Genomic DNA, 13,681 nt, shown 5'->3' on the forward strand with positions numbered 1-13,681 from the left:
GCGCCTCGCCGAGGCTCTACCGTTGACTCATGACCGATCGGGACGCGTACGACTATCGGCTCGGGGCGACATCGGAGGTGGGCCGACTCCGCGCCGTCATGCTGCACCGGCCCGGCGACGAGCTCAGGCGTCTGACCCCGCGCAACAACGATCAACTCCTGTTCGACGGTCTGCCCTGGGTGGGTCGCGCGCAGGAGGAGCACGACGCCTTCGCGCAGGTGCTGACCGACCGCGGTGTCGACGTCTACCTCCTCGGTGATCTCCTCACCCAAACCCTCGAACACAGTGGTGCCGCACGTATTCAGGGGATCGCGGCGGCGGTCAGTGCGCGGCGGCTGGGCAACCACCTGGCCGAGGACCTCGCCGGCCACCTCCGGTCGTTGCCGCCCGCCGAACTCGCCCGTGTCCTGACCGCGGGAATGACCTACGACGAACTGCCGATCACACCGTCGGCGGCCACGTCGTCGCTGGTGCGTCGGATGCACCACGGGCCGGAGTTCGCGATCGACCCGCTGCCGAATCTGCTGTTCACCCGCGACAGTTCGTTCTGGATCGGGCCGCGGTTCGCGATCACCTCGCTGGCCCTGCCGGCGCGTGCCCGCGAAACCTCCCTGACCGACCTCATCTACGCACACCACCCGCGGTTCACCGGTGCCCGACGCGCCTATGAGTCGCAGGTGGCGCCCGTCGAAGGGGGTGACGTGCTGCTGCTCGCCCCGGGCGTGGTGGCGGTCGGTGTCGGCGAACGCACCACACCGGCCGGTGCGGAAGCCTTGGCGCGCAGTCTCTTCGACGACGAACTCGCGCACACCGTGCTCGCGGTGCCGATCGAACAGGCCCGCGCGTTCATGCACCTCGACACCGTCTGCACCATGGTCGACACCGACGCCGTCGTGATGTACCCCAACATCCGCGACACGATGTCGGCGTTCACGTTGACCCACCGCGACGGCGAGGTGACCGTGACCGGTTCGCGACCCTTCGTCGACGCCGCCGCCGAGGCGATGGGAATCGACAAGCTTCGCGTGATCGACACCGGACTCGATCCGGTGACCGCCGAACGTGAGCAATGGGACGACGGGAACAACACGTTGGCCGTCGCCCCGGGCGTGGTGGTCTCCTATAACCGGAATGTGGAAACCAATCGACGCCTTGTGGATTCGGGTATCGAGGTGATCGAGATCGAAGGCCGCGAACTCGGTTCGGGCCGTGGGGGACCGCGCTGCATGTCCTGCCCCATCGCCCGAGATCCACTGTGAGAAGCGACGTTCCATGACGCTCGCCGAGAAGCTGGCCATCGACCCGTCGTCCGACCGGGCGCCGTTCGAGCAGGTTCGCCTGGGCATCATCGAGCTGATCTCGACCGGCGCACTGCTGGCCGGCGAGCGTCTGCCGACCGTCCGGGCACTCGCCACCGACCTGAACCTCGCGTCGAACACCGTCGCCCGCAGCTATCGCGAACTCGAGGCGGCGGACGTGATCGAGACCCGCGGCCGTCAGGGGTCGTTCGTCAAAGCCGGACGAAGCACCACGCTCGACGCGGCCGCGCGGGCCACCGTCGAGCATGTGACATCCCTGCGTGAACTGGGTGTCGACGACGAGACGATTGTTTCGCTAGTGCAACGAGTGGTGCGTGGTGCTTGAAGTCTCATATCAAGATTTGATTACGTGAAGTAATGACAGCTGAACAGTTCCTGAAGAAGCCGGCTCGCCCGGTGGTGGATCCGTGGGTTTTCGGGATCACTGCGGTGATTGTGATCGCCTTCGTCGTCTGGGGCCTCGTCGATCAGGAAAGCCTGAACAACGTCAGCCAGGACGTCCTCGACGTGATCACCGAGAACCTCGGCTGGCTGTTCATCCTGGCCTCCACCGGCTTCGTCATCTTCGCCGTGTGGCTCGCCCTGTCCAAGTACGGGCGCATCCCGCTCGGCAAGGACGACGACAAGCCCGAATTCCGCACGGTCAGCTGGATCGCGATGATGTTCAGCGCAGGCATGGGCATCGGCCTGATGTTCTTCGGTGCCTACGAACCGCTGTTTCACTACGTGAGTGCGCCACCGGAGTTCCCGGAGGCCGACATCCGCGCAGCGATGGCGACCACGATGTTCCACTGGGGTTTCCACCCGTGGGCGATGTACGCGGTGGTGGGCCTCGCGATCGCCTACAGCACCTACCGGGTGGGGCGGACCCAGCTGATGAGCGCGGTGTTCGCCCCGTTCCTGGGCGAGCGCACCAACGGGCCGGGCGGCAAGATCATCGACATCCTGGCGATCTTCGCGACGCTGTTCGGCACCGTCGCGTCGCTGGGACTCGGTGCCCTTCAGATCGGGTCCGGTCTGGACACCGTCGGGTGGGTACACGAGCCGACGACACCCCTGCTGGTGGGCATCATCGCCGTTCTCACCGCCGCATTCGTGCTGTCGGCGGTGTCGGGCATTGCCAAGGGCATCCAGTGGCTCTCCAACATCAACATGGTGGCGGCGATCGTCCTGGCGGTTTTCGTGTTCGTCGTCGGCCCGACGATCTTCATCCTGAACCTGCTGCCCACCACGCTGGGTGCCTATGCCACCGACATCACCACGTTCTCGGCCCGGTCGGCGGCCACGGTCGGCGACGAGGGCGAGAAGTGGCTGGCGGACTGGACGATCTTCTACTGGGCATGGTGGGTGAGCTGGACGCCGTTCGTGGGCATGTTCCTGGCCAAGATCAGCAAGGGCCGGACGATCCGCGAATTCGTTGTCGGCGTGATGCTGGTGCCGACCACGGTGTCGTTGGTGTGGTTCTGCATCTTCGGTGGTACCGCCATCCGGCAGCAGATGACCGGCGAACTCGGTTTCAGTTCCGACTCGTCCAGTGACTCGGCACTCTTCGACGTCCTCGGCCACCTCCCGTTGACGGGTATCGCATCCGCACTCGTGATGTTCCTCGTCGCCATCTTCTTCGTGTCGGGTGCCGACGCGGCGTCGTTGGTGATGGCCACACTGTCCGAACGCGGCGCGGAGGATCCGTCGCGATCGGTCACCATCTTCTGGGGTGTGCTGACCGGTGCCGTGGCCGCGCTGCTGCTCGCCATCAGCGGCGACGACGCACTCGAGGGAATCAAGAAGATGGCGATCATCGCGGCACTGCCGTTCGTCATCGTGATGATCGGTATGTGCCTGGCCCTCTACAAGGATCTCCGGCGCGATCCGCTGATCGTGTCGCGCAAGATCCTGACGACCCAGGTGGACAAGCACATTCGGGAGCAGGCCGAGAAGATCACGACCGGCGAGTTCGAGGCGATCGACCCGGCGACCGCGGAGCGTGTCGATGGATGACGAAGCGCCTCCCGCCGGCTGAGGTGTGAGGAGCGATAGCGACGAGCCTCGAAGCCCTGGTGAGACGAAGTTGTTGTCTCACCAGGCCCTTCGAGGCTCGTCGCTTGCGCTCCTCACACCTCAGGGAGCGGGGGCGCAGGTGGCGAAGGCGGGAGTGTCGTCCATCAGCCCCAGCTGGGCAGCCAGATCTGCTGGTCCCACTGGGCCGGCGAGATCGGGGAGCCGGTGAGGATCGGCCACAGCCAGACGAAGTTGGTCACCACGAGGCCGACGTAGATGGCGACCACCAGGATCGCGAGTATGCGACGTTCGGGTCTGACGCCGGCGCGGGCGGTGGCCGAGCGCAGGATGTCCCCGCAACACAGGGCCAACCCCATCACCAGGAACGGTGCCATCACCGTGGCGTAGAAGAAGTACATCTGCCGGTCGATCTCGGCGAACCAGGGGAGGAACCCGGCGGCGTACCCGGTGAGGACGGCGGCGTAGCGCCAGTCACGGCGCACGATCCACGACCACAGACCCCAGAGCAGCATCGGCAGGGCGAGCCACCACAGTGCGGGCGAACCGATGAGCATCTGCGCGCGGACACATTCGCCGACGCCGCAGTGGTCGGGCCCGCTCTCGTAGGCGTAGAGCATGGGGCGCAGGCTCATCGGCCAGGTCCATGGCTTGGACTCCCACGGATGGTGGTTGCCCGCCGAGTTCGTGAGTCCGGCATGGAATTCCAGGATGCCCGACTCGTAATACCAGAGCGATCGCCAAGCGCCGGGCACCCAGGCCCAGGTTCCTCCGGTGCCGATCGAGTTGCCGACCTGGTACCGGTACACGGCGGTCTCGCTGTTGAACCAGGGGATGAATGTCGCCAGATAGATGGCGATCGGCATCACCACGAGACTTGCGCCCGACGGCACCACGTCGCGTACCAGCGTCCCCACCCACGGGCGCTTGACGTGGTACGCCCGCCGCGCCGCGACGTCGAACCCGATGGCCAGCAGTACGAAGAAGATGACGAAATAGATGCCCGACCACTTGGTGCCGCACGTCAGACCGAGCATCACACCGGCGGTGAACCGATACCAGCGGAATCCCAGGCGCGGGCCGAAGTCGGAGTCGTCGATGCGGCCCTCGACGTACACGCGGTGCATGCGGGCGCGTACCTGATCGCGATCGGCGATCAGCGCGGTGAACGCGGCCACCACGAAGACGGCCTGGAAGATGTCGAGCATGCCCATCCGCGACTGCACGAACAGCACGCCGTCGCAGACAGCGAACACGCCGGCGATCGCGCCGACAAGGGTGGACCGCGACATCCGTCGCACCACGAAGTAGATCATCACCACGGTGGCGACACCGCAGACTGCCGATGCCACTCGCCAGCCGAGCGGACCGTAGCCGAACATGCCCTCCGACGCGGCGAGCAACCACTTGCCGACCGGCGGGTGCACGACCAGCCCGTACCCCGGATTGTCCTCGATCCAATTGCCCCCGGTGAGTACCTGCCACCCCTGCGGCACGTAGTGCTTCTCGTCGAACACCGGGGTGCCGTGGTCGGTGGGGTTCTGCAGGTTCCAGAACCGGGTGGCGATCGCCAGCAGGGCGATCACGGCTCCGACGACGAGTCCGCGCGCACGGTCGGGCGCACCGAACAGGGGGGTCGGGATCGCCGCGGCGAGTTGTGCCTGAGTGCCGCTCGGTTCGGTGGGCGGTCCGCCGTCGGCGGCGACGTCCGGCTCGCGGTCGCCGACAGCGGTCATGGTCACCCGTCCGATCGTAGGGGACACTCGTAAGCTGGCTCATCATGGACGCTCCGCACTCGGTCGAACACACCACGGACTCGGGTCGCCTGGTCCTCGCCGCGACCCCGATGGGGCAGGCCGACGACGCGTCCCCGAGGCTGCGTGCCGCGTTGGCGACCGCGGACGTGGTGGCCGCCGAGGACACCCGGCGCGCCCGATCGCTCGCGGCCGCGCTCGGTGTCGAGATCGGCGGCCGGCTGGTGAGCTACTACGACCAGGTGGAGGCGGCGCGCACACCGGCACTGCTCGACGCGATCGCAGCCGGTTCCACGGTCCTGCTGATCACCGATGCCGGAATGCCGTCGGTGAGCGATCCCGGCTACCGCATTGTCGTGGCCTGCGCCGATGCCGGCCTGCCGGTGACCGCACTGCCGGGTCCGTCGGCGGTGACCACCGCGCTGGCGGTGTCGGCGATGCCGTCGGAGCGGTTCTGCTTCGAGGGTTTCGCGCCCCGCAAACCCGGTGCACGTCGGGATTGGCTGGCCACCCTGGTCGACGAGCGTCGGACCGTGGTGTTCTTCGAATCGCCCCATCGACTCGCCGAGACGCTGTCGGCCGCGGTGGACGTCCTCGGCCCCGACCGGCGTGCGGCGGTGTGCCGCGAACTCACCAAGACCTATGAGGAGGTGCGGCGGGGCCCGGTGTCGGAGTTGGCGCAGTGGGCCGCCGACGGTGTGCGCGGCGAGATCACGGTGGTCGTCGCGGGTGCCGAGATCGCCGAACCAGATGTGGGCGAGCTCGCCGATCGTGCCGAGCAGCTGGTCGAGGCCGGCACCCGCCTCAAGGAGGCGTGCGTGATCGTCACGCGAGGAACCGCTGCCTCTCGTCGAGACGTGTATCAAATGGTGCTCGAGCGCCGTCGGGAGTGACACCGTCGGGAGTAACACCGTCGGGGATGAGGCGGAGTTCGACGTCGGGCGCCAGTCGGTAGGGCCTGCTGGTCACCAGCGCGCCGACGGCACGGCGCAGGCGCGACATCTCGGCGCGCACGGTCACCAGGTGTCCGCCGTCGCCGAAGATCAAGTGGCTTAATCGTTCTGCGTTGAGGCCGTGGTCGCCCGCGTTGCCGAGCAGGATCAGTATCTCGGCGTGGCGGGGCGTCAGCACGGTGTGCCACGGCTCGGCGTCACCACTGACGGTCACCGTCGGCTCGCCGCGCAGATCCAGCTCGGCAACCACCGGCGACGACGGCCCGACCTGCCGGACCAGCCAGCCCTTCGGCAGGCGTTCGACGACGCACGCACCGAGGCCCGGAATGAACTGGCGCATGCCGTCGACCGGTGCCGCGACGCGGGTCGGCTGCGTGCAGCCGCGGCCTTCGGCGACCCATCCGTCGTCGTCGATCAGCAGTCCGGGTCCCCGAATTCCGGCCAGCCGCGAGGTTCCCGCGCTCCGCAGCTCGGCCAGGGCGGCGAGGTGTGCCGTGGACATCTCGTGCTCGCCGAGTGTGGCGATGGCGGTGGTGAACGCGGTGGCGGCCGGTTGTAGCGCCATTGCCGGGCCGGCGAGTCCGGCAATGGCGACCATCTCACCGGTCCGCCGGTCGTGGATAGGGGCGGCGGTGCAGTACAGGCCGTGCAGGGCACGGTTGTAGTGTTCGGCGCCGAAGAGCCGGGTGGGCCGCTGATGCCGGACGACGAGTCCGACGGCTGTCGTGGCGGTGGACTCCTCGTCCCATCGGGCACCTTCGACGAGGTGGAGGCGGTCGGCCACCGTCAGCAGGCCCGATGACCCGCCGCGCCACAGGAGTACGCCGTCGGCGTCGAAGATGCCCATGGCCATCGCGGTGTCGTCGGCCGCGTCGGAAAACAAGGTCTGGATCTTCTCGACCGCGTCCCGGACCGGGTGGTGGGCGCGCCGCTCGGCGAGTTCGGTGCCGCTGATCGACGTCGGATTGTGGGTGTCGGGGCTGGGGCGTGTGCCGGACGAGCGTGCGCGCGTCCATGATTCGTGCACGTCGTCGTCGGGCGCGGCCGTCGGGGTCGCGCCGGCCATCACGGCGTCGTGCGTCGCGCTCAGATCGCGTGCGAGAACCGTGAGGTCGGTACCCGGAGCGATGGGGATGCCCATGGTCGGCAGTCTACGCAGGCTGCGTATATCCGGCCTGCTTGACGCGACGCCACGGGTGGTGCCCGGGCAACTTTGATGTTAACGTCGATTGACATGAAATCTGCGGGGTCGCCGGCCGATACGCGGCGGTACCGTCAGACGGCGCGCGCCGAGAAGTCGGCGCGGACGGCGCAACGAATTCTCGATGCGTGCCTGGAACTGGCGTCGACCACTCCGCTGACGTCCATCACATTGACGAAGATCGCCGAGACCGCCGACGTATCTGTTCAGACGGTCATGCGGCGCTTCGGAAGTCGTGACGGGGTGGTGGCCGCGGCCGTCGAGCACTTCCAGGTGTCGGTCACCGATCAGCGCCGCGTCACACCGGGCAACATCGATGAGGCCGTCCGAGTCGTGGTGGAGCATTACGAAGAGTACGGCGACATCGTCATCGGGCTACTCGCGCAGGAGAACGAGGATGCTCAAGTTGCCGCGATCACCCAGCAGGGCAGAGAACTTCACGATCGATGGGTATCCGACTCCTTTGCGCCGGCCGGCCCGGTGATCCATCGACTACTCGTGGTGGCCACCGATGTGTACACCTGGAAACTGTTGCGATGCGACCGCGGTCTGACCGCGACGCACACCGAAGAACACATGCGCAGGCTGTGCCACGCGATCCTGGCAGATGCGTCGAACACCGAGGAGAACTGATGGCCGACATACTGTTCGTCACGATGGATGCGGGCGGCAACGTGCAGCCGATGCTCGGGGTGGCGCAGGCCGTTGCTGCCATGGGGCATGACATTCGGGTCGTGGGCCATGAGTCGCTGCGCGCCGAAGCGTCGCGGTACGGTGTCGACCTGATTGCGTATAGATCTGTACGACAATGGGATTCACTCAAAGTGCAGAGTCCGCTACGGTGGCCGCAGATGCTCAACGACCGGCGGATCGGCGACGAGGTGCGTGAGCTGTGTGAGACTCGACGGCCCGACGTCGCGGTCGTCGATTGTCTGCTGGCGCCTGCGCATCATGTGGTTCGTGAACTGGGAATATCGCGCGTCGTGTTCACTCACACCTTCCGCGAGTATGCCGACCACATGCGTCAGCTCCGACGGCTCGGCGGTGGCAGCCCCGCCGCGTTCTACGGCTATCGTCTTGGTGCGCTGTGGAACTCGGCGTCGGCGAACCTGGTTGCGACGCACCGCGCACTCGATCCTGCGTCCCGTCGTACGCAGCCGGCCAACGTGGAGTGGACGGGTGTGGTACTGCCCGAGGTCGTCGGGCCTGCCGCGTCGTCAGCGAGCAATGTGCTGGTAAGTATGTCCACCAACGGTTTTCCCGGTCAGGATCGCACCTTGCGGCGGATTGTCGAGGCGCTCGGGGACTTACCGGTGCAGGCGACGGTGACAACCGGAGGGGTCTTCGATCCGTCGGCCTTCGACGCACCCGACAACGTGACGATCACCGGCTATGCGGACCACCTGACGCTGATGCCGCAGTGTTCGCTGTTGATCGGCCACGGCGGACACTCGACCACCATGCGTGCCCTGGCTCATGGCATGCCGGTCCTCGTCATCCCGGCTTCGGCGTTCCTGGACCAGCGGATGATCGGGCGGGCATTACGTACTGCGGGCGTCGGAAATGTGTTGCCGCGCTGGTCATCGGCCGCGGCGATTCGACGGGCCGTGCAGACCTTGCTGGACGAGGAGGACATGCGTCGTCGGGCGGCGGCGTTGGGGGCCGAACTTCGTGCCGAGGACGGTGCGCGTCGTGCTGCCGAGAAGATCGACGCGCTGGTCGCGACGCGCGGTGTCGACTCGGCGTGACGATTCGCTCGCGTGCGGGATGACCGTGCCACTGCCGGTGCTTCCGCAGCGGATGGGATCTTCGGGCGAGGGAGCGGATACGACTCTACGAGGCAATGCGGTGCGCGATCACGGCTCGCTATGCTGCACGATGCTGGCCGCCTTGTCGAGGCACTCCTGCCATTCGGCGAGGGGGTCGGAGTCGATGGTGATCCCGCCGCCGACCCCGAGGGTGGCGCGCCCGTCCGGCGCGATCGCGACGGTGCGGATTGCGACATTGAGGTCCAGTTCCCCTCCGGGGCCGGCGATTCCGACCGCTCCGCAGTACACGCCGCGCGCAGCGGATTCCCACTCCGAAAGTAGCTCCAGCGCACGTAGTTTGGGGGTTCCGGTGACCGATGGTGGGGGAAACGTGGCCGCCAGCAGGGCGTCGTTACCGGTGCCGACCTCCAGGATGGCCTGAACGCGGGAGACGAGGTGCCATACCCCGGGGGCGGGCATGATCGAGAGCAGCTCAGGTACCCGAACCGATCCGGGTACCGCGAGGCGGCCGAGGTCGTTGCGGGTCAGGTCGACGATCATGATGTTCTCCGCGACATCCTTGACCGACGACGAGAGCACGTTCGGGTCGTCGTGGCCGGCGATGGTGCCCTTGATCGGCGCCGACGAGACGATGTTCCCGGTCCTGCGCAGGAACAGTTCCGGCGAGAAGCTCGCCACCGAGCCCCAACTGCCTTGCAGGAAAGCAGCTTTCGCCGGTGCGGTGGCGGCGGTGAGGTCGGCGAAGTAGTCGAGAGCGTTTCCGGTGACGCTCCCGGTGAACTGTGTGCATACGCAGGCCTGGTACACCTCACCGGCCCGTATCGCCGCCAGGCACCGCTCGATCGCCATCAAGTGGGGATCACGTTGTGGTGCAACCCAGTCCGCATGCCATTCGTTCCCTCTGGCCGGCCGAGCCGATGAATTGCCTGCGACGACGGCCAGTGCCCACGGCGGCACATCGCCGATCGTCTCCCAGACGCCGTCGCGCAAGATCAGCAGGTGGTCGGTGAGTCCACCGACCACCGTCGGAAGCGGCGATCGGTCGTTGTGCACCGGAAAACCCAAGTAGCCGAGCCAGTATCGGTCCGGGTTGTCGGGTGGGCGCACACCCGCGCGCAACTCGATCGACGGCGCGATGACCGCGTCCGCGTCCCACCACTCGCCGACCAGGGCGGCCGGCGGCGCCACGCCGTGTTCGGCGGTGTGGGCAGACAGCGCCCGCAGGACGTCGAGCGCGGTGCCGACCATCCGCGTCGGATCAGCTTTCGTAGCGCGGGAAGACCGGCGACGGCTTGGGCAGGGCGGTGCCCGGCACCAGGCGATCGCCGACCGCGCTGAACTGCCGGTCGGGCCCCACCGCGAGCAGGTCGAGCATCTTCGCGGTCGACGTCGGCATCACCGGCTGGCTGAGCAGGGCGACGATGCGCACCACCTCCGAGCACACGTACAGGACGGTTCCGGTGCGGCCGAGATCGGTCTTGGCCAGCTTCCACGGTTCCTGCGCGGAGATGTAGCGGTTGGTGTCGGCCAGCACCGCCCACAGCGCTTCCAGCCCGAGGTGGATGGCTTGGACATCGAATTGTGCACGGACCGCGTCGAGCAGCGCGTCGGCCTTGGCGAGCAGCTCGGTGTCGGCGTCGAGATAGACCCCCGGCGCCGGTAGTTCACCGTCGAAGTACTTGCCGATCATCGACAGAGTGCGTTGGGCGAGGTTGCCGAATTCGTTGGCGAGGTCGGCGTTGATACGGGCGATGATGGCGTCGGTCGAGTACGAACCGTCCTGGCCGTAGGAGATCTCGCGCAGGAAGAAGTAGCGGACGGGGTCGAGGCCGAACTCGGCGACGAGGGCATCGGGATCGAGGACGTTGCCGACCGACTTGCTCATCTTCTCGCCCTTGTTCAGCAAGAACCCGTGCACGAACACCCGCTTGGGGAGCTCGATCCCCGCACTCATCAGGAATGCCGGCCAATAGACGCAGTGGAACCGGATGATGTCCTTGCCGATGATGTGGAGATCGGCCGGCCAGAAACGACGCAGCGTTTCCTCGTCGTCGGGGAAGCCGACGCCGGTCAGGTAGTTGGTGAGGGCGTCGACCCACACGTACATGACGTGGTCGGGGTGGTCGGGGACCGGGACGCCCCAGTCGAAGGTGGTGCGCGAGATCGACAGGTCGGTGAGGCCGCCCTTGACGAAGCTGACCACCTCGTTGCGCCGGACGTCGGGACCGATGAACGACGGATCGGCGTCGTAGAGCTCGAGCAGCTTGTCCTGATAGGCGGACAGCCGGAAGAAGTACGTCTCCTCCTCGGTCCACGTCACCACATGCCCGGATTCGGTTGCGACGCGGTCGCCCGCCTCGTTCACGCTGGTCTCGGAATCAGCGTAGAAGGTCTCGTCGCGGACGTCGTACCAGCCCGAATACTTGTCCAGGTAGATGTCGCCGTTGTCGTTCATCCGCTGCCAGATGGCCTCCGACGCTCGCTTGTGGTCCTCGTCGGAGGTGCGGATGAAGCGGTCGTAGCTCGACGACAGGCGGTCCTGCAGAGCCTGGAACCGGTCGGAGTTGCGGTTGGCGAGCTCGGCAGTCGGGATGCCCTCGGCCTCCGCGGTCTGCTGCATCTTCTGGCCGTGCACGTCGGTCCCGGTGAGGAACCGCACGTCGTACCCGTCGAGCCGTTTGAACCGGGCGAGGACGTCGGCCGAGATGTACTCGTAGGCGTGGCCGATGTGCGGTGCGCCGTTGGGGTAGGCGATCGCGGTGGTGATGTAGAACGGGCCCCCGTCACCGTGCGAGGTGGCAGGGGTGTCGGTGCTGGTCGGGTTCTCGGCCATAGTGGTGCCAGATTACCGATCGCGGGGTTCGGGCCACCAACCGGCGTACACGCCGCTACGACGAGTTGCGGTGGCGCAGGATCGCCGCCGCGGTCCCGGCGACCGTCGCGTCGGGATCGGTGGTCATCTGGGTCAGCACGTCGACCGCACCCGGACCCGGAATCTCCGCCAGGGCCTGTGCGAGGCGTTGGCGCTGGGCTGGGCTCCCGTCGCCGAGTGCGGTGGTGAGAGTGCCGACGATCTGCACGGCGACGGTCGGGTCGTCGGCGTAGGTGCCGAGTATTTCGGCGGCCTCGACGTCGCGGCGGCCCTCGACGATGAGGCCGACCAACGACGTCACCGCGACCTGATCACCGCGCGCACCGAGCGCGAGCGCACTCCGATGACGGATCTCGTCGTCGGAGTCGGTGAGTAGTCGTCGGAGCAACTCGGTTGCACGATCGTCGTCGAAGCCCGCGATCGCCGTCGCCGCGCGGCGTCGCACATCGACATCGGTCGAGTCCAACCCTTGTGCGAGGACTGATAATCCGTCGCCATCAGACTGTGCCAACGCCCACCGCAACGCGCCGGCGACGTTGGTGTCGCTTTCGGTGAGGACGGCTTCGGCGAGACTGTCGGCCGACAGCCCGGGTGGGCTCGGGGACTCGAGCGCCGCCCGCTGCCGCAGCGCCGCATGCTCGGATTCGACGCCGCGCAGGAGTGCGACCACGTGCAGCACCGAGTCCCAATCGGTCGGCCCGGCATCCGATACGTGCTCTAGGCGTTCGAGAAGGTCGGCGTCAGCGGCCATCCGGTTGCGGGTGTGGCGGATCAGGTCGGCGACGAGGGCGGACGGTGCGAAGCCGGGGTCGTCGAGCGCGTTGTGGATGTCGCGCAATGACATGCCCAGTGTCCGAAGGCTTTCCACGTGCAGCAGGCGCGTGATGTCGTCGGCCGAATATTCGCGGTAGCCGCCAGAGGTTCGGCCGGTCGGTCGCACGAGCCCCAGCTTGTCATAGTGACGCAGCATCCGTGTGCTGACGCCGGAGCGTCGTGCGACCTCGCCGATCAACATCAGGCGTCGTCACCAAGCGCCGCAACGCGTTTGGCCGATTCGACCTCCAGCGCGAAGTCGGTGTCGGGGTCGAGCATCAGGCGCTCGGTGGCAATTGCGTGCGCCCGAACGCTTTCGAGCGCAGGAACAGCGGCCTCACCCAACGCGACAAGGGCGCGGCTCAAACTGCGCTGGACATCGATGTCGCCGCGGCCGAGTTGCGCTGTGAGCGTTCTCGCCAGTGCAGCTTCGCTGCCCGACGGCACCAGTGCGACGGCCGCCCGCCACGCGCTGCGCGCCACCTCGTCGTTGTCGTCGTCCATCAACGACGACGTTATCGCGGCCCAGGCCCGACGATCGCCGATCTTGGACAGCGTGTGCAGCGCCTGGCTGCGTGCCTGCGGGTTCGGTGCGCCGAGCTCGACGATCAGGCGCTCGACGGTGACCTCGGTCGGCAGTCGGGTCAGTGCCCACGTCAACATGTCGCGGACGAAGAAGTCCGGCTCGACCCCGCACCGTTCGGTGAGCGTGTCGACGAGTCCGGCGTCGGCGTGCGTGCCGGCCGCCAGTGCCGCCTGCAGTCGAGTCGACGCGTTCGGCGCGGCGAGCGCGGCTACGAGTCGGTTGTCGACGGTGTGCCGGGTCGCTGGGTGCTGGGTCGTGCTGTTCTGGGTCATGGGGACCACCTCCTTCACCCATGACCCAACACCTTGTCACCGTGTGAAGGTCAACGGTGGTCTCGACACGACGCCTCGCCCCACGGGGCTCGGTGTCGGCTCGACCAGCGGTGGGTGCGGGTTGGC

General features: G+C 67.2%; 12 protein-coding genes. 6 read left to right on the forward strand and 6 right to left on the reverse strand.

From position 1 onward, the window contains the following. Window positions 1–29: 29 nt before the first annotated feature. The 3 genes from ACWDTF_RS10600 to ACWDTF_RS10610 are packed head-to-tail and all read left to right on the forward strand — an operon-like array spanning window position 30 to window position 3,317. Entirely contained in the window at window positions 30–1,259 is a 1,230-nt protein-coding gene (locus tag ACWDTF_RS10600; protein WP_240856442.1) for an arginine deiminase, read from the forward strand. A gap of 13 nt (window positions 1,260–1,272) precedes the next feature. Further along, window positions 1,273–1,644 (forward strand): GntR family transcriptional regulator, encoded by a 372-nt coding sequence (locus ACWDTF_RS10605; RefSeq protein ID WP_240856443.1) that lies wholly within the window; start codon window positions 1,273–1,275, stop codon window positions 1,642–1,644. 32 nt (window positions 1,645–1,676) lie between these two features. Further along, window positions 1,677–3,317: a BCCT family transporter gene (locus tag ACWDTF_RS10610; protein ID WP_449754354.1), complete on the forward strand. Its 1,641-nt coding sequence runs from the start codon at window positions 1,677–1,679 to the stop codon at window positions 3,315–3,317. Between the two features lie 164 nt (window positions 3,318–3,481). On the opposite strand, the gene ACWDTF_RS10615 is transcribed toward ACWDTF_RS10610, so the two are convergent. After that, complete coding sequence (locus ACWDTF_RS10615) at window positions 3,482–5,071, reverse strand: dolichyl-phosphate-mannose--protein mannosyltransferase (protein ID WP_355277686.1); 1,590 nt, start codon at window positions 5,069–5,071, stop codon at window positions 3,482–3,484. 44 nt (window positions 5,072–5,115) lie between these two features. On the opposite strand from ACWDTF_RS10615, the gene rsmI reads away from it, so the two are divergent. Then, window positions 5,116–5,982, forward strand: coding sequence for a 16S rRNA (cytidine(1402)-2'-O)-methyltransferase (gene rsmI / locus ACWDTF_RS10620; RefSeq protein ID WP_355277670.1), 867 nt, complete (start codon window positions 5,116–5,118; stop codon window positions 5,980–5,982). Here rsmI and ACWDTF_RS10625 read toward each other — a convergent pair. Beyond that, window positions 5,915–7,183, reverse strand: a complete 1,269-nt coding sequence (locus ACWDTF_RS10625; RefSeq protein ID WP_355277673.1) for a sigma-54-dependent transcriptional regulator family protein — start codon at window positions 7,181–7,183, stop codon at window positions 5,915–5,917. The two genes, rsmI and ACWDTF_RS10625, sit on opposite strands and share 68 nt — an antisense overlap. A gap of 93 nt (window positions 7,184–7,276) precedes the next feature. On the opposite strand from ACWDTF_RS10625, the gene ACWDTF_RS10630 reads away from it, so the two are divergent. Beyond that, complete coding sequence (locus ACWDTF_RS10630; RefSeq protein ID WP_355277676.1) at window positions 7,277–7,876, forward strand: TetR/AcrR family transcriptional regulator; 600 nt, start codon at window positions 7,277–7,279, stop codon at window positions 7,874–7,876. Next, on the forward strand, window positions 7,876–8,991 hold the full coding sequence (locus ACWDTF_RS10635; protein WP_355277679.1) for a glycosyltransferase: 1,116 nt from the start codon (window positions 7,876–7,878) through the stop codon (window positions 8,989–8,991). Before ACWDTF_RS10630 ends, ACWDTF_RS10635 begins: the two co-directional genes overlap by 1 nt. A gap of 108 nt (window positions 8,992–9,099) precedes the next feature. Here the strand turns inward: ACWDTF_RS10635 and ACWDTF_RS10640 are convergent, their stop codons facing one another. Genes ACWDTF_RS10640 through ACWDTF_RS10655 form a run of 4 tightly spaced genes read right to left on the reverse strand, consistent with a single transcriptional unit; the run spans window position 9,100 to window position 13,555 of the window. Beyond that, window positions 9,100–10,260, reverse strand: coding sequence for an aminodeoxychorismate synthase component I (locus tag ACWDTF_RS10640; RefSeq protein ID WP_240856449.1), 1,161 nt, complete (start codon window positions 10,258–10,260; stop codon window positions 9,100–9,102). A gap of 10 nt (window positions 10,261–10,270) precedes the next feature. Continuing rightward, window positions 10,271–11,845 (reverse strand): methionine--tRNA ligase, encoded by a 1,575-nt coding sequence (gene metG, locus ACWDTF_RS10645; protein ID WP_449754355.1) that lies wholly within the window; start codon window positions 11,843–11,845, stop codon window positions 10,271–10,273. Window positions 11,846–11,900: 55 nt separating this feature from the next. After that, the gene (locus ACWDTF_RS10650) at window positions 11,901–12,899 is read right to left on the reverse strand and encodes a HEAT repeat domain-containing protein (protein ID WP_355278987.1); all 999 of its coding nucleotides are present in this window, start codon (window positions 12,897–12,899) and stop codon (window positions 11,901–11,903) included. Further along, entirely contained in the window at window positions 12,899–13,555 is a 657-nt protein-coding gene (locus tag ACWDTF_RS10655; RefSeq protein ID WP_355278990.1) for a HEAT repeat domain-containing protein, read from the reverse strand. Before ACWDTF_RS10655 ends, ACWDTF_RS10650 begins: the two co-directional genes overlap by 1 nt. Window positions 13,556–13,681: the final 126 nt, after the last annotated feature.

This window comes from Gordonia sp. NPDC003422, from assembly GCF_053588675.1.